The sequence below is a fragment of the Burkholderia sp. MSMB0856 genome (genome assembly GCF_001524645.2).
Taxonomy (GTDB): Bacteria; Pseudomonadota; Gammaproteobacteria; order Burkholderiales; family Burkholderiaceae; genus Burkholderia; species Burkholderia diffusa.
The window spans coordinates 1,202,280-1,219,687 of record NZ_CP013428.1 but is presented as its reverse complement, the minus strand read 5'-3'; the positions used below and the strand labels follow the sequence as shown (position 1 = coordinate 1,219,687).

Below are 17,408 nucleotides of genomic sequence, written 5' to 3'. Positions count from 1 at the left end.
TGAGTCGAAAAGCGGACATTTGAACTTGGCTAGAAGCGGACATTACAACTTAGCCACTACAACAAAACTTATCGATAATTCACGTTATGTAAACTTAAATAACACTGCATCGTATTGTGGTAAGTCCGGTACGTCAGATCAGCCGCCGTACGGCTCCCGCCTGAGTACTTTCGAGTCCTGCGTCTCTCAACCTCTTTGATTTGACCGCTCTCCGCTTAAAAAAATCGACACATTTCAGGAGGGGCCAAGCTTTTCATAAAAACCGCGTTCGACGAACCAAGCCAACTGATCGCGGGCCGCACAACGTCCTCGTACCATTTTGTAGTTTTTAGTTTCTTCAGAAATTCGTTCTATGACGCTTTTATTGATTGCTACCATCTTTTTGTGGGCCTCTTGCAGTGCTTCTCCCGGCACAGTTATAATCCCCCGCAACTCGTGAGATGTGATTTGGGGAAACTCCACCTCTCGCGCATCCAATTCGCTAAGTGAATGAAAGATCGCGGGCCTGCATACCATTGTGCAAACCCCTGTAGCCAACCATTCTTCTGTTCTATCGCCGTTTTTCTTCGAGCCTTTTCCATAAAATCCTTCAATATCTTCAAATCTGACTGTGTTTTTTGGAATTTGATTTGAATGATTTGCCATTCCAACTAACTCGGCATGTTCTTCTGAATTCAAACTTTCGTAAGTTCCCCCAGATATTGACGCTCCTCCGGGACTTAGAATAGAGATCGTTGCTTTTACTTTATTCGGGGGTGATGAGTATCCATCTTCCCATGGCGTCAATCCCAAAGGGTCAACCCAGTTGAGGGTACTTGGAGAAAATGCGTACAGGTTTACCCCCCCCAATAGCCGAATCGGATCCTGGGATATAAATGCGCCTTGGTCTGGGTCATAGTAACGATGTAGGTTGTAGTGAAGCCCATTTTCAGGATCGAAATATTGGCCCTGCAAGCGTAACGGCTGCTCCAGGTTTCCCCGTTGATCATGGGTTTGCCCCCAGGCAGCGTATTTCGTTTCCCACAGGATATCGCCGAAATCGCTTACGACTCGCAAAGGTGCACCATTGCAATCGTTATAGAAGAAATGAGATAACTCTTCCAAAATGGATAGCTTTCCAGTTGGCATCGACAGATTATGCGGCAATGTTGAGAGTTGCCGTGCATGAATGGTATAAGGGCAGCGAATCCATATGAACGGCCTATGCGATGTCGGATAGTAAACCCACTCTCTAGCTTCGCCCGAGACAATACTGCGTGTCGGCGATGGGATATCCTGAACTTTGAGAGAGCGCTCGGCCAAGAGCACCTCGCCGTCCCAAAAAAAACGACTGGAACACATAAGCCGCCAATCTCTAGTTTGTATGCGATTGTTCGTTATATCGGAATTGGGTTCATACGTGAGCTTACCTATTCGTCTTCGCAACGGATCATAAATATATTCCGCGCGAACTGTAGATGTCACCCCTTGGGAGGCAAGCGAATTTGCACTCGTTGCAATTGTTTCGGTGAGCAGTTCATCACTATTCCATCGAAGCGTCATATCGAATGTGTCATTGCATTTGCGCACCATGTTGCCATTTCGATTAAATGTACACCTCCAGAAGGAGGATATTTTTTTTCGTTCCCACGCAGAAATTGGAGCACTCGGTGATGTAATCTCATTTGGATTGACGGGGTTGCTCCCGATTTGTAATAAATTCCCGCAGAAGTCGTAGTGAAATCGATGAATTTTTCCCAGTGAGTCGAGATGCGTCGACAACCTTCGCATCGGATCATACTCGAAGCGCTCTATAGCAAGACCTGCATCCCGTTTTTCAATTACATCGCGATTATTGTCATAGGAATATTCTGTTGTGAACATGCTTCCAGACTCAGCAAACAATGCTTGCTTGACCAGCAATCCATCGGATGAATATGATTGCTCTCGTCTTAACGTGGCGCCGAGTTGCTCTACAATTTGGTGTCCGTCGGCACTTTGCTCGATAGTTATTGGCGCACCGTGATCAACTTGAATAGTCTTAAAATTTCCTTTTTCGTCATAACCGTAACGAACTGAATGAGCAATGACCTTATCTCCAAGGTCGAGGCGTGTTCGACGCAAAATTCGATTCCCGGCAGAATCATATGTATTTTTTATCGTAAAATCGCCCCCCTGCCTTTCCTCAATAATTCGCCCGACTGAATCGCGGATAATTTCGATTCGGATATCGGAATTCTCTGCGGCAACTAAATTTCCGGTGATGTCGAATTCGAAAATTTCGACCTTTAATTCGTCACCCTCCAGCGGCCCGATAATCTGTTTTTTTATCACGCGATTGAATGGATCGGTTTCGTACTTTACTTCGTCCCCGGATGGGCAAATACTTTTTGTTATTGCCCCTCCGGGGCTATATTCGTAAGTCGTACACTGCCCCCAGTAGTCTATTTCCTTTACAATTTTGCCTAATGCATCGCGCTGCAGTTGATATGACTCACCACATTCGTTGCTTACGCCAATTAATTGAGCCTCCGTGTCGTAGTTGTAATTTATGGCGCTGCCGTCGGGCATGATGAATTTACTTATTTTTCCAGCTGCGGTGTATTCGAATTTGGTGGTTTTTCCTGACGGATCGCGAAACATTATCAGGTTATCGTCAACGTCGTAGCCAAAAAATACTTCACGACCACTGGATTCAATTATTCTCAGGATGTTTCCGTTTGCGTCGCGCTGGTAGGATTTCATCCTGCCATTAGCATCGGAGACTTGCAGTACATTTCCGAATTCATCACATCGATATTCAAATCTGTTTTTTAGATGATCTACGATGGCAGATACATTTCCGTTTTTATCATATTCAAAACTGGTAACTGCCCCGCCTGGACCTCGATATGCTACGAGTTGACCAGTTGCGTCGTATTCGTAACGTGAAACGGAACCCGAAGGATCTTTTATGGTGCGTAGATTTATAAATTCATCCCACTCGTAATGCCATTTCCGTTTGTCAGGATATTCCACGCACATTGACCTTCCGTCGGCGCGAATGCCACAACGAATGCCGCTGCCATCCACCAAGGTTCTTTCTAATAGGCGACCTTGCCGATCATATTTCCACATATTTATTCGCCCAGCCGGATCAATTTCTGCACTCGTGCGCCATTGAGCATCGTATCGATAGCTTGTTATTCCTCCAAGTGCATCGATCTGAGCCAAAGGAATTTCGCGATCATTCATTTGTAGTATGGTCAAGTATCCAAGTGAATCAGTTACTCTTGTTTCCATTAGCGCCCGATCATAAGTAAAGTTATAATCCAAAAGCCCATCATCACCCCAGGCTCGATCGACACGCCAAACATTGTCATCGCCTCGTCGGTAACTGTAATTGAAAGAAATGCCTGCGGCACTAGTGTGGCGAATCATTCGATTTTCGTCGGTGTATTCGAATTCGCGTGAATGCGCCATTGCATCAACAGTGGCAACCAGATTTCTGGCGCTGTCATATTGATAGCTCGCAAGTAAGTATGCTTTGCCATCCCCGACATTAAATATTAGTGATTCGATTAAATTTTCATTAAATTTTGTGCATGAATTACAGCGAATCCATCGCTTTGTTGGGGCGCCATTCGCCCACTCGATAATGCGCGCGAGTTTATCATTCCGTTGCCGCTCAAATTCCCATGCATTACCATTTAGATCTGAAATGCGAGAAATCGGTGACGTCAATATTGGATCATCGGTTGATTCTTTGATAAGGGTGGGAGGTTTTTTTCTGCAAACAAATTCATATTCGATTCCATCTTGTTTTCTCAGTACAAATCGATCTTCGAGGTAATAGAGTGCATCCCCCCGTTGCCAATCGTAGACTCGTGCCGACCAGCCATGATTATCAGGTAATGTGTCAAAAGCAGATGTGCAATCAGTGAAATGAACAGCCGCCCCAATCCCAGTCTCCTGCCTGATTAGATCGAGTCGGATGTCGGCAGGTGTTTGCCAACGAGCACCGATGACTCCGACACGTTGCGCATGACTCGCGTAATGTCTATCCCAGGACAATGACAGTCGTCCCTTTATTACAAAATCGCATTGTTGAACTACAACCTCACCCGTCGTTACTTGAACTGGTTCCGCCTTCAACACATTGCATCGCAAAAACCCCGGCTTCAATTTCAGCTTATCCGCCAGCGCCTTCGCCCACTTCGATCCCTGAAACGCCTTGAACAAGCCCTTCGCCGCAGCGGCCATATTCATGATCGGCGGCCCGCCCACAAAAACCGGCCGCCCTGCCGGAATCGGCAACATCACCGAACTCGGCATCGACGGATAAGTCCGATCGGTATGCGCGCTGTTATGCGGCGGCGGCTCCATTCCGACCGACCAGCAACTCAACGCCTCTAGCGCCATGTACGACATCGGATCGTTGTTGGCGAGCACCGTCTTGCTGCCCATGAACGATTCCCCGTCGTTCGACGGTTCAACTTTGTCGGGCGGCGCAAACGATTCCCCGAGAGGAAAATGCAACCCGGGAACGTGATACACATGCGTCCCGGCCGTGGCCCGCATCATCCCGTTCACAAAAATCGGCCTGCCGCTGCTCCCCCCCGACCCGACGTTCGAACCAAGATCATCGCTTATGCGGTTCTTGATCTTGTTGGCCTCTTTCGCCAGCCGCATCCCCTCAGCGACGTTGGGGTCGTCCTTGAAGTCCGGCAGCTTGCCGCCGCCCATCAAGTCATTGACCTGCTGGTTCGCCTCATCGGCCAGATGCGCCAGCTTCTCCACATCTTCGGGATGATCTTCGATGTATTCGGTCACCTTCTCCTGCACGATCATCATTGCAATGCAGCCGACCACGGCCTTTGCCGCTTGAACGTACTCACGCAGATCGAGCATGAACCCGACATGAGGGTGCGGCAGGAACACGGGTGGCGTACCGGGCGTGACCAGTACCGAATGAACGTCGACGCCAACGACTGGATCGAGATGCTTGACGGCCGGGAGTGCCACGATTTCAGCCCTCGTTCGCGCTCAGCGCCCACCACGCAACGCCGCGACTTTCTCGCTCAACGCGTTGCGCCGGCGGTCCTGAGCACCCAGCCGCGACACCATCCATTCGACGACCATCGGCAGATTGCTGTTCGCCCGCATCGGCTCGTCGATCATCAATCCCGCATCGAGCGCATTGAATCCGGCCTCCAGCGCATGTTCGCGCTCCCCTGCCCGCTCCCAGCACACGGCGCTCATCCGCCACGCCTCGACCGTCATCAGTCCATCCTTCGCCGCCGTGGTCGACGCGACCGCACGCTCGTAGCAATAAGCCGAGTGCGCATAGTCCTTATGCGTCAAATGCACGCTCGCCTCGCCGAACAATCCGTTCGCGATGAGCTTGTGTCCGGCCGGATGCCCAGCCTCAACTGCACGCATCCCGCTGCTGGCCGCGCTCCGATACGCATCGATCGCCTGCTCCCGATCCCGCCACTTCAGATAAGCCGCCCCCGCAATCAAATGCACGACAACACACTGATCAAACCACTGCTCGCGCTCAGCAACCTTCAGCGCAGCCGCGCGTAATTCCTCCAGCCGAGTCGGATTGCCGCGTTCGATCATCTCGGTCAGCAACACGAAATGCCGTCGAAATTCACCGCTCGGCCCGCGCTCGCCCGATTCCGCCAGCAATTCGCGCGGCACGCTCGCCATCGAGTACTTGCCGTGCACGACCCGCACCGCGGCACGATGCCGTTGCATCAACGCAGCAAACGGCTCGATATCCATATGCGGCACGACAAAACGCACGCGCTCGGCAAGCTGCGGCGCGACCGCAATGATCGACAGCAAATCGTCGAGCCATCGCACCCATGCCGTGTCATCCCGCACTTTCGTCGGCTCCAGTACGAACACCATCGCCGGAAAAACGTCCGGATGGTGCTGCATCAAGCTGTCGGCAACCGCGAACAGATACAGCAACGGATTCTTGCCACCGTCGTACGGCGCTTGCCAATCGGCACGCACGCCATGCGCATCGGATCCTTCACGCCGGCTGTCATAGAACGCAATGAGTTCGTCCGTCAGCGCCTTCGCATAACACGCTTCATTGACGAACGACGCGCGCATCGTCCTGACCGCACACGACGTCTCGTCCTGAACCTGAAAATAGAGCCGCACGAGTTCCGCATCCGTCTCGTCGGTCTGCCAGATCATCAAGCGCGCATCCTGCTCTTTTGCGAAACTCATCCAGTCCGTATGCGCATCCATGAACCTGCGTTCTATCGGATTGGTCGGCTGCCAGTTCTGCATTCGTGCGAGCCTCCGTTATGGATTCAGTTTCAGGATCGTCCCTTCGACCGTATGCTCGACCGACGCAGACGACGTCACCTTCTTGCTGTTGACTGTGTGGCTTTCGGTGCCAGCCGACGCGACGTTGACGCCCTGGATCGTGATCGTGCCGTCGCGCTTCATCACGATGCTGGACATCCCGCAGACGAGCGAGAGCTGATCTCCGGCGTTGACGGTCACCTGATGCTGCACGTTCGTCGTATGGTTCGCGCCGACGTTGACGGTGTGTTCGCCGCCGACCGTGTGCGTATGGGCTTTGGCGATCGTGGAGGTCCGCGTGCCGATCTCCTCGGTATGCGACGACGCAACCAGCGTCTTCATGTCCTGCGACGTCGTCTGATACATCTGTCCGACATTCAGCGTCTTGCCTTCGCCGATCGTTTCAGTCTTGGCTTTCGCAACCGTCTCGGTATGTATTCCACCAATGGTCGCGTCGCGATTCGCGGCGATCGTCACGGTTTCGTTCTTGCCGACCGTTCGCGTCCGGTTTCCCCCCACCCCATGCGTCTCGTCCACCCCGATCTGCGCGACCCGGTTCTGCCCGATATTCACTGTCTCGTTCTGCCCGACACTCCGTTGCCGGTTGTTCTTCACCTGCATCGTTTCGTCGTTCCCGACGGTATGCGTATGGTTGTTCCCGACGGAAAGTGTGTGATCGGCCTCCGTCTCCGCGTCGAAATTGCGCTCGGCATGCATCCACAGCTGCTCGGCGCCCTTCTTGTCCTCGAACCGGAACGCATTCGCATGGTCGGTCGTCCCGCCCGGTGACGAGCGCGACAGCAGCCCGCTCTGCGTCGCGCTGCCCGGCAATCCCCACGGCGGCATCTTCTCGCCGTTGTAGACCCGCCCCGTCACGATCGGCTCATCCGGATCACCGTTGAGAAAATCGACGACAACCTCATCGCCGACACGCGGAATCTGCACGCCACCAAACCCACCGCCGGCCCAAGGACTCGACACCCGTACCCAGCACGATGAATCCTGATTGCTCTGCCCGTATCGGTCCCACCGGAACTGCAACTTCACCCGCCCATACTGATCGGTCCAGATTTCCTCCCCCGGCGGCCCGACCACGGTAGCCGTCTGCGGCCCGTTCGTCCGCGGCCGCGGCGTTTCACGCGGCGATCGATAAGGCAGGCTCGACGGCTGCACGAGCATCATCGTCTGATGCACCACAGCCTCCGCGCCCTGATCGCTCGCATACGCGTTCTCCTGGAAACGGTACCGACATCGCACGATCAGGTACTCGCGGTTCTGATCGGCACGAGGGCAATGCGCAAGCGTGAACAGATAACCCGGCGCGGCGCCGCGCACGTCGGTATCCGCACTCGCCCGCTCATGTTCGGCCTGCTGCTCCTCGAGCCGCACGCGGCTGTAATGCGCACCAGGCGCATCGTCGCGATACCCGCCCGGCCATTCGAACGACGCGAAGCTGTCGTGATCGTGGCCGCGCGGATCGACTTTCTGCGTGGAAAGATCCGCACGCGGCTTCGTATAGTCGTAGTCGGTGGTCTGATGCTTGCCAACGCTCACCTCCTGCGCGGGCAGCCAGCCGTCGATGTGCTCCTCGTCGGCGATCGCGGTGCGATCCTGCGCGATGTACGGGATCGTTTCGTAGCTGGGCAACGCGACGTGCGACGACATCGCGTCGCACAGCACGAGCGTGTGACTGTCGGCCGCGTGCCGGAAATAGAAATAGATACCTTCGAACTCCATCAATCGCATCACGAACGCTGTGTCGGTCTCGTTGTATTGCACGCAGAACTCACGCGGCACGTACGCATCGGTCAGCTTGTTCTCGATCGGAAAGCCGTAAGGCGCGAGCACCTCCTGCACGATGTCGGGCACGGTGCGGTTCTGGAATATCCGGCAATCGGAGCGACGCGTCGCGAGCCACAGCCACGGCCGCACGACGAGTTCGTAACCGTAGTGCCGCTCGGCACGCCGGCCGGCTAGCGTCGCCCGAACGACGATTCCGTTCAGATAGCGCGTCGACAGGTCCTGCTGTTCGATCCGCACGGTCACGGGCTTGCCGAGCATGTCCTTCAGCGACAGGCTGTGGCTGTCAGCCAGTGCCTCGATCCGGAATTCGAACAGGCGGCCGAGTTCGTCGCTGCCGTCGAGCGTGTGGAACTTCAGGTCGTCACCGTGCGGGCTGTCGAGTGTGAATACGCGATTCACGTCGTTCCCTCCTCGTCGAACCGGTAAGCGAATTCGCCGCCGGCGGCGCTTACCTCGATCGACGTCAGCGCGCGGCCTTCGAGCGTGGCCTCGAGGATCGCGCGGCCGATGCGCGGCATCACGGTATGCGTGAGGATCGCGTCGACCATGCGGCCGCCGGATTCGATCGTCCGGCAGCGCGCGACGATCAGCGCGGTCGCCGAATCGGTGCAGCGCAGCCGGATTCCGTGATGTTGGTCGATCCGCTTCTCGAAGCGCCGCAGCTGCAACTCGACGATGCGCGCAAGCGTTGCATCGGTCAGCGGGTAGTACGGCACGACGGTCAGCCGGCCGAGCAGCGCGGCGGGGAACACGTCGAGCAGCGGCGCGCGCAGCGCATCGGCAAGCGTCTGCATGTCGGGCAGGCGCTCGGGGTCGCGGCACAGCTGGATCACGCGATCGGCGCCGACGTTCGACGTCAGCAAAATCACGGTATGCCGGAAGTCGATGTCGCGCCCTTCGCCATCTTCCATCCAGCCCTTGTCGAACACCTGGAAGAAAATCTCATGCACGTCGCGATGCGCCTTCTCGATCTCGTCGAGCAGCACGACGCTGTACGGCCGCCGGCGCACGGCCTCGGTGAGCACCCCGCCCTGTCCGTAGCCGACATAGCCAGGCGGCGCGCCCTTCAGCGTCGATACCGTGTGCGCCTCCTGGAATTCGCTCATGTTGATCGTGATCGCGTTGCGCTCGCCGCCGTACAACGTGTCGGCCAGCGCGAGCGCGGTCTCGGTCTTGCCGACGCCGGACGGCCCGCACAGCAGGAACACGCCGTGAGGTTTGGTCGGGTCGTCGAGCTTCGCACGTGCGGTCTGAATCCGTTCGGCGATCAGTTCGACCGCATGGTGCTGGCCGACGACGCGTTCGCCGAGCGTCTCGGCGAGCTTGAGCACGGCCTGCGTCTCGTCGCGCACCATCCGGCCGAGTGGAATGCCGGTCCAGTCGGCGACGACGGCGGCGACCGCATGCGTGTCGACGGCGGGCAGCACGAGCGGTGCGTCGCCCTGCATCTCGGCGAGCGCCTGCTGCGCGGCGGCGAGGCGCGACAGGACATCGGCGCGTGCGTCGCCGGTGAGCTCGCTCGACGGCGCGTCGTCGAGCAGCGCGGCGCGCGATTCGACGATCGAGGCCAATGCGTCGCGCTCGGCTTGCCAGCGCGTATCGAGCCGATCGAGCTCCGTCTGCACGGCGGCAAGCTCGGCATCGATCGCGTCGCGCCGCGCGGTATCGCCGGTGCCGAGCGCACACTCGCGCGCGATCCGTTCCCGCTCCACGCGCAGGCCGTCGATGCGTCGGCGCGCGTCCTCGATCGGCGCGGGCACCGCGTGCTGGCTGACGGCGACGCGCGCGCAGGCCGTGTCGAGCAGGCTGATCGCTTTGTCCGGCAACTGCCGCGCGGGAATATACCGATGCGACAACGTCACGGCGGCCTGCAGCGCATCGTCGAGCACCAGCACGCGGTGGTGCGCTTCGAGCTTCGCGGCGAGGCCGCGCAGCATCGTCACGGCGGCGGCCTCCTCGGGTTCGAGCACGTGGACGAGCTGGAAGCGCCGCGTCAGCGCGGGATCCTTCTCGATGTACTGCTTGTACTCGGACCACGTGGTCGCGCCGATGGTGCGCAGGAGGCCGCGCGCGAGCGCCGGTTTCAGCAGGTTCGCGGCGTCGCCGGTGCCGGCCGCCCCGCCCGCGCCGACGAGCGTATGGACTTCGTCGACGAAGAGGATCGTCGGCCGCTCGGACGACATCGCTTCGTCGATCACGCCGCGCAGGCGGCTCTCGAATTCGCCCTTCACGCTCGCGCCGGCCTGCAGCAGCCCGATGTCGAGCAGGTACAGCGCGACGTCTCGCAGAGACGGCGGCACGTCCCCGGCGGCGATGCGCAGCGCGAAGCCTTCCGCGACGGCGGTCTTGCCGACACCGGCCTCGCCGACCAGCAGCGGGTTGTTCTGCCGGCGCCGCAGCAGGATGTCGACGATCTGGCGGATCTCCGCGTCGCGCCCGACGACGGGGTCGATCTCGCCTGCCCGCGCACGGGCGGTCAGGTCGACGGCGAAGCGCGCCAGGGCCGCGCCTTCCATGGCTGGCACACCGCGCATCGCGGCGTCGCCGGAGTCGGTGCCCGAGCCCGGATCGGCGCGCACGGCCGGTTGCGCCTCGGGAGAACCGTCGACGATCGATGCGAGTTCGTCGGCGAGCACGTCGGGCACGATGCGCTCGAACTCGCGTGCGATCGCGTACAACACGTTGCGCAACTGCGGCGTCTTCAGGATCGCGAGCAGCAGAACCGCGCCGCGAATCCGCGTCGCGTCGTATTTCAAGGTCGCATAGACCCACGCGCGCTCGACCGCGTCGTCGATGTGCACGGACAGGTCCGACACCGATCCCGCGCCACGCGGCAGCCGATCGAGCGACGCGACGAGGCCGCGCTCGATCGCGGCCTCGTCGATCTCGAACCGGCGCAGCACGCGCTGCAGGTCGCCGTCGGGCCGCTGCAGGAGCTGCTTGAACCAGTGCGCGAGCTCCACGTATGGATTGCCGCGCAGCCGGCAGAATCCGGTCGCCTGCTCGAGCGTTTCGTAGAGGAGCGGGTTGAGCTTTCCGAACAGGTTGACGCGGCCGATATCGGACATGACGGTTCCCGTTTAGGCGGTTTCGCGATGAGGGACGGCGCCGGTGCGCGGCGGCCCGCCACGGCGCGCGTCGTAACGGACGACGAGATCGCGCGCGGGCCCCGCGTCGAGCCGCTGCCCGAGCCACGCGGTACGGCCGAGGCCCTGCGGCGCGCCGAGCGCGATCGCGGGCACCGCGTCGGCCGCCAGTTCGAGCTGGACGTCCCAGTCGAACTCGATGCCGACGTATTCGCGGACCCAGTGCGCGAGTTGCCGCGCGTGCGGGCCGCCCGGCAGGAAGCGCCGGTACGCGTCGAGCGACAGCGGCCCGAGCACGATCCGGAAATGGGACTGCGCGTCGCGCACCGCGATGCCGAGCGCGACGCCGCCGACGCGCAGGGTCGGCCGCGTCGCACGGATCACGCAGCGCTGCGTGCGCTCGATCGCGACCCAGCGCGGCACGTGCTCGACGATGCGCGCGTCGACGCCGAAATGGCTGCTCAGGATCTGCACGAGCCCTTCCGGGTTGCGCGTGTGCCGCACGAGATGACCCGCGTGGAAATAAAGCGCATGCGGCGCGAGCGTGTCGGCGGCCGTGCGTTCCGCATCGGCCTGCGCGGCCGGCCTGTCGTCATGCGCGGCGCGCCCGATGAGGCTCGCGACATACGCGTCGAACCGTGCGCGCCCGGGACGATCGAGGCTCACCGTCGGTTGCGCGTCGGCCCATGCGCGGTAGAACAGCAGGATCAGCCGGTGATGAAACAGGTCCGCGAATGCGGCGAACGTCGGGTCGTCGTGCTGGGCCGCGCGCTCGTGCGCGTATTCGGTCAGGTGGGTCGGCAGCGGACCGTTCGGTCCGAACAACCCGAAACCGTGGATCGCGATGCGCGGCCGCGTGGCGCCGCCGTCGCCATCGTATGCACCGGCCACCATCGACGCCGCGAACGCCAGCGACGGCTGTTGCCCGAGCCGCACCGGTTCGTCGCGCGGCCGCGCGGCATGGCCGAGCGGTGCGCGGCCGGACGACAGCGCATCGAGCCAGCGCAACGCCTGGAACAGGTCGTAACCATGCGGCGCGGCGCGCAATCGCGCCCACCACGCATCGCGGCGGGCGGATTCGACGGCCGATCGAGCGCCGGGTGGCGTGCCGTGCTTCATATCGCGGGCCGCCGGCCGATGCGCGCGGGCCAGTGCGCGAGCGTGCCGCGCTGCACGCTGGTCAGCACGCATTCGGCGAACGCATTGATCGAAACATGCCGCGCGAAGAACTGTTCGAGCACAGCGCCGAGCAGGAACGGGCTGTCGCCGGAAAACGCATGATCGTCGACGGTCACGTCGACCTGCACGCCGCGCCCGAACATCAGCGGGCCGAGCGCCGGCAGCCGCCGGAACACCGGCGAGAACGCGACGCGCCGCACGCCGTCGATCTGCCGGCGCATCGCGGCATCGGCCGGGTCGGCATGCAGGCCGAGCAGCTCGCGTAGCGCATGTGCGCCCTCGTCGTCGTCGAGATCGGTCAGCGTCTGCCGGGCGAGCCCGAGATGACGGACGAGCCGCCAGGCCGTCTGCGCGTCGGCGATCGGCGGGCGCGGGCGCGACGGGCCGCGAATCGCGACGATGCGCTCGACGGGCGCCGAAATGCGCAGCGTAAACGCGTTCGAATCGCCCGGCGGCAGCAGCAGCGCGAGATCGCGGTTCGTGCACAGCGTGTCGACGGACAGATAGCGCATCGTCTCGTCGTACGGCGCGCACTGACTGTCGACGAGCGACACGTAGGTTTCGCTGCCGACGTAGCCGGTGCGCGTGCCGTTCGCGCGTGCCTGCGCGGACACCAGCCGAGGCTCGCGCCGTACCGTGTAGTACGCGCCGTAGTTGCCGTCGTCGCGCGCGAACGACGCATGAAACGGCCGGAATTCGCGCGACTGGCCATCGTCGCGCTGCTCGCTCGCGAGCCGCTGCACGGCATAGACCTCGTGATCGAGCGGCCGGCTGCGGTCAACGACGACATGATGCTCGCGCGCGCCCGGCTGCAACAGGATCCGGTCGCCGCGACGTGCGAACAGGTTCACGGCCGGTGTGCAGTTCAGCGCCAGATGCCGCGCATCGACGGCCGCTTCGAGCGCGGCGTCGTGGCGATCGAACAGCACGGTCAGCTCGCATTCGTCGCCGGTGGCGCGCGCGAGCGCGGCGCGCAGCCCGCCGATACTGAAGAACAGGAAGCGCGCCGGAAACGCGAAATACTCGCGCAGCAGCCGGTAGCCGTGGAAACTGCGCCCGTCGTCGGGCAGGATCGCCTGCGCCGGATCGAAACCCTCATGGACGATCGCATCGGCGTCGAGCGCATGCAGCCAGCGCGGCGGCTGCCCCGGGTCGTGGCAGACAGCGCCGAGCGCATGCGCGGCGATCAGTTCGAGCAGGTGCAGCGCGTCGCGTTCCGGGCCCGCGAGATGAAAGGTCAGTTGCTCGAGCGGCAGTTGCGACAACCTGGCGCCGCCACGCGCCTTGAGCCGGATGCGCAGCGCGCCGCGCACGTCCTGGCGCGCAGGCACGGCGCCGCGCGGCAGCCACGACGGCGCGCCGGTGACCGCCGCATCGGTCAGCTCGAGCGGCCACAGCGTCAGGTCGTGCGCGGTACGGAATTCGCACGCGGTCTGCTCGGACGCGGCGGCCCGCGCGCGCAGCGCGGTGCCGGCCGGCAGGCGCCAGCCCTGTGCGAGGCTGCCTTCGTTGAGCATCGGCGCGAACCGCACGATCGCCATCGACGGCAATGGCGCGAGATAGCCCGGATACACCGCGTCCAGCAGCGCTTGCGTGAAGCGCGGAAACTCGGCGTCCATCTTCAGCTGCACGCGCGCGGTGAGGAAACTGAAGCCTTCGAGCAGCCGTTCGACGTACGGATCGGGCGGCCCGGATTCGGTGAGCCGCAGCCGTGCGGCGACCTTCGGAAACTGCTGCGCGAATTCGTCGCCGAGCTCGCGCAGGTACGCGAGCTCGCGGTTGTAGTAGTCGAGCAGGCGCGTATCCATCGTGTCAGTTTCCCGCCGCCGACCGCAGCGACATCGCGCCTGTCTCGAGATCGAGGTCGGAGCGCAGCACGAATTCGACCGGATGCGGGATCGACCACAGCGTGCCGCGAATCTCGAACAGCAGCACGTTGTGACGCCGTTCGCCGGCACGCCCGTCCGATGCATCGGCGACGCTGCGGACCTCGACGCTGTCCGGCGCGATGCGTGGCTCGAAGCGCACGATCGCGTCGCGGATCGACGCCTCGACCGACATCCGCTCGACGCCCGACATCGGCTTGCCGACGAGCGGCCGCATTCCGTAGTTGAGCACCGAGGCCTGCGCGTGCGCGAACGCGGCCCAGTCGACGAAGCCGTCCTCGGCATTGCGCGTATTGAGCAGCCACGCGAGATCGCGCAGCACGGCCGCACGCAGGCGCTCGGCGCCGATCCCTTGCGTGCCGGGCGGATCGGCCGTGCGCTGCGGCGCGTCGTCGGTCAGCCGGTCGAGCAGCGCGGGCTGCAGCCGGTCGCGCACTCCGGCGTGGCGGCCGGCGCGGGCTTGCGGGTCGTCCATCGTCATCGCTCCGCCGTCACATCTCGGTGTTTTCCTTGATGTTCCAGCCGACCGACACCTCGGCGCCCTTGCCACCGTTGTCGTTCTGCTGCCAGTACTGCTTCTTCACCTTCGCGGCCTGGAAGCCGTAGTGCATCATCAGCCGGTCGGCCGCGTCGCCGGGGTCGATGCCCGCGACCTGAGCGGACGTGACGAGCACTTCCTGCAGCGTCACGCGCATGAACTCGACCTGCGTGCCGCCGGTCTTGCACGCGGAGATCTCGACCTTCGGCAAGTGCTTGCCGCTCGCGCAGTTCTTGACGATTGCCGGCGCGCCCTTGTCCATGTACGCGGCCACGACGAGATCGTTGAAACTTGCCTTGCCCGCGTTGCCGCCGCTGCCGCTCGCCATCGCGCCCGGCTGGCTCGCGCCCCACGTGAACGATTCGATGTCGGTCCAGCCCTTGTGCTGCGCGTCCGCCGATTCGCCGGTCACGCCGTCCACCTTCATAAACATTGCCACGCCCATTGCCGTCTCCGTTTCGGTGCGAAATCACGTTGAATGCCGTATCGAATGCCGCGTGCCGCTCACTCGTTCGCCGCCTTCGCCGATGGCAGCCGCGAGATCAGCCGCAGCGACACGGTGAGCCCTTCGAGCTGGTAATGCGGTCGCAGGAAGAATTTCGACGTGTAGTAGCCGGGGTTGTCCTCGACCTCGTCGACGACCACCTGCGCGGCCGCCAGCGGCTTGCGCGCCTTGGTTTCCTGGGACGAGTTCACGGGGTCGCCGTCGACGTAGTTCATGATCCAGTCGTTGAGCCAGCGCTCCATGTCGTCGCGCTCGCGGAACGAGCCGATCTTGTCGCGCACGATGCATTTCAGGTAGTGCGCGAAGCGGCAACACGCGAACAGGTAAGGCAGGCGGCCGGACAACCGCGCGTTCGCGGTCGCGTCGGGGTCGTGATACTCGGCCGGCTGATACAGCGACTGCGCGCCGATGAACGCCGCGAAATCCGAATTCTTCCGGTGTACGAATGGCATGAAGCCGTTCTTCGCGAGTTCGGCTTCGCGGCGGTCGCTGATTGCGATCTCGGTCGGGCATTTCTGGTCGACGCCGCCGTCGTCGGTCGGGAACGTGTGGCTCGGCAGCCCTTCGACCGCCCCGCCCGACTCGACGCCGCGAATCGACGAGCACCAGCCGTACAACTTGAACGAGCGATTGATGTTCGCGGCCATCGCGTAAGCCGAGTTCGCCCACGTGTAGCGGTCGTGATTCGCGGCGTCGGTGTCTTCCTCGAAGTCGAATTCGTCGACCGGATTGGTGCGCGCGCCATACGGCAGCCGCGCAAGAAAACGCGGCATCGCGAGGCCGACGTAGCGCGAATCCTCCGACTGCCGCAGGCTGCGCCAGCCCGCGTATTCGGTGTTCTGGAAGATCTTGGTGAGGTCGCGCGGATTCGACAGCTCCTGCCACGAATCCATCTGCATCAGTTCCGGCGACGCGCCCGCGATGAATGGCGCGTGCGCGGCCGCCGCGATCTTCGACAGCTCGCCGAGCATCTCGACGTCCGGCGGGCTGTGATTGAAGTAGAAGTCGCCGACGAGGCAGCCGAACGGCTCGCCGCCGAACTGCCCGTATTCCTCCTCGTAGATCTTGCGGAACAGCGGGCTCTGGTCCCACGCGACACCCTTGTAGCGCTTGAGCATCCGCGCAACCTCGTTGCGCGACGCCGGCAAGGCCTTGATCTTCAGCAGCTCGTCGGTCTCGGTATGCGTGACGAGGTAATGGAGGCCGCGCCATGCACCTTCGAGCGTCTGGAATTCGTCGTGATGCAGGATCTGGTTGATCTGCTCGGACAGCTTTCGGTCGATCTCCGCGATGATCTGCTTCACGCTGCCGTATGCGTCGGTCGTCATGCCGACCGTATGTTCAAGCGCCTGCTGCGCGAGCGTGCGCACCGCGCGCTCGACCGACTCGCGCGCCTCGGCGGTCTTCGGCTTGAACTCCTTCTGCAACAGCGCGGCGAATTCGCCGTGCGCGACGGCCGGCTGCGCGGCGTCGCGGGTGTTGCGAGTTTCTGCGCGGGACTGGACAGGGTCATTCATCGCGGGCCTCCGGTTGGGTCGCGTCGCCGGCCTGCGCGTCGGCGCGCGGTTCGCGCACGAGCGTCTTCAGCAGGTCGGGATCGTTGATCGCGCGCTCGATCAGCTGCTCGGCGCCGTGCTTGCCGTCCATGTACGACAGCAGGTTCGACAGCTCGGTGCGCGCATCCAGCAGCCGGCGCAGCGCGTCGACGTTGCGCGCGATCGCCGCCGGCGAGAAATCGTCGATCTGCTCGAACGTCATGTCGACGTTGAGCATCCCTTCACCCGTCAGCGTGTTGGGCACCTGGAACGCGACACGCGGCGCGACCGACTTCATCCGCTCGTCGAAGTTGTCGACGTCGATCTCGAGGAACTTGCGCTCCGGTAAATCGGGCAGCGGCTCGGCGCGCTTGCCCGCCAGATCCGCGATGACGCCCATCACGAACGGCAGCTGCACCTTGCGCTCGGCGCCGTAGGTCTCGACGTCGTACTCGATCTGCACGCGCGGCGCCCGATTGCGCGCGATGAACTTCTGTCCGCTGCCTGCCGCCTTGGTTCTGTCCGTCATCGTCCGCTCCTTCACATCGATCAGATTGCGTGTACGTCGCCGCCGCCGGGCGGCTTGCC

The 17,408-nt window shown here is 61.7% G+C and carries 10 protein-coding genes; all 10 read right to left on the bottom strand.

What is annotated here, in order from left to right; all coding sequences use genetic code 11:
* Positions 1-234 precede the first annotated feature (234 nt).
* Genes WS87_RS23055 through tssB form a run of 10 tightly spaced genes read right to left on the bottom strand, consistent with a single transcriptional unit; the run spans position 235 to position 17,349 of the window.
* Complete coding sequence (locus WS87_RS23055) at positions 235-4,983, bottom strand: RHS repeat-associated core domain-containing protein (RefSeq protein WP_059819664.1); 4,749 nt, start codon at positions 4,981-4,983, stop codon at positions 235-237.
* Between the two features lie 21 nt (positions 4,984-5,004).
* Positions 5,005-6,270, bottom strand: coding sequence for a hypothetical protein (locus WS87_RS23050; protein WP_059819101.1), 1,266 nt, complete (start codon positions 6,268-6,270; stop codon positions 5,005-5,007).
* Between the two features lie 15 nt (positions 6,271-6,285).
* On the bottom strand, positions 6,286-8,490 hold the full coding sequence (gene tssI, locus WS87_RS23045) for a type VI secretion system Vgr family protein (protein ID WP_059819100.1): 2,205 nt from the start codon (positions 8,488-8,490) through the stop codon (positions 6,286-6,288).
* A complete protein-coding gene (tssH, locus tag WS87_RS23040; RefSeq protein WP_059819099.1) occupies positions 8,487-11,159 on the bottom strand; it encodes a type VI secretion system ATPase TssH in 2,673 nt (890 codons plus the stop codon). Before tssH ends, tssI begins: the two co-directional genes overlap by 4 nt.
* A gap of 12 nt (positions 11,160-11,171) precedes the next feature.
* Positions 11,172-12,296 carry a type VI secretion system baseplate subunit TssG gene (gene tssG, locus WS87_RS23035; RefSeq protein WP_059819098.1) on the bottom strand — a complete coding sequence of 375 codons (1,125 nt, stop codon included), beginning with the start codon at positions 12,294-12,296 and terminating at the stop codon, positions 11,172-11,174.
* Complete coding sequence (gene tssF, locus WS87_RS23030; RefSeq protein ID WP_059819097.1) at positions 12,293-14,164, bottom strand: type VI secretion system baseplate subunit TssF; 1,872 nt, start codon at positions 14,162-14,164, stop codon at positions 12,293-12,295. The genes tssG and tssF overlap by 4 nt, the downstream gene beginning before the upstream one ends.
* 4 nt (positions 14,165-14,168) lie before the next feature.
* A complete protein-coding gene (gene tssE, locus WS87_RS23025) occupies positions 14,169-14,717 on the bottom strand; it encodes a type VI secretion system baseplate subunit TssE (protein WP_059525734.1) in 549 nt (182 codons plus the stop codon).
* 16 nt (positions 14,718-14,733) lie between these two features.
* Complete coding sequence (locus WS87_RS23020; protein ID WP_059525502.1) at positions 14,734-15,225, bottom strand: Hcp family type VI secretion system effector; 492 nt, start codon at positions 15,223-15,225, stop codon at positions 14,734-14,736.
* Between the two features lie 59 nt (positions 15,226-15,284).
* The gene (gene tssC, locus WS87_RS23015) at positions 15,285-16,802 is read right to left on the bottom strand and encodes a type VI secretion system contractile sheath large subunit (RefSeq protein ID WP_059690091.1); all 1,518 of its coding nucleotides are present in this window, start codon (positions 16,800-16,802) and stop codon (positions 15,285-15,287) included.
* Positions 16,795-17,349, bottom strand: a complete 555-nt coding sequence (gene tssB / locus WS87_RS23010; RefSeq protein WP_059525499.1) for a type VI secretion system contractile sheath small subunit — start codon at positions 17,347-17,349, stop codon at positions 16,795-16,797. Before tssB ends, tssC begins: the two co-directional genes overlap by 8 nt.
* Between the last annotated feature and the right edge of the window lie 59 nt (positions 17,350-17,408).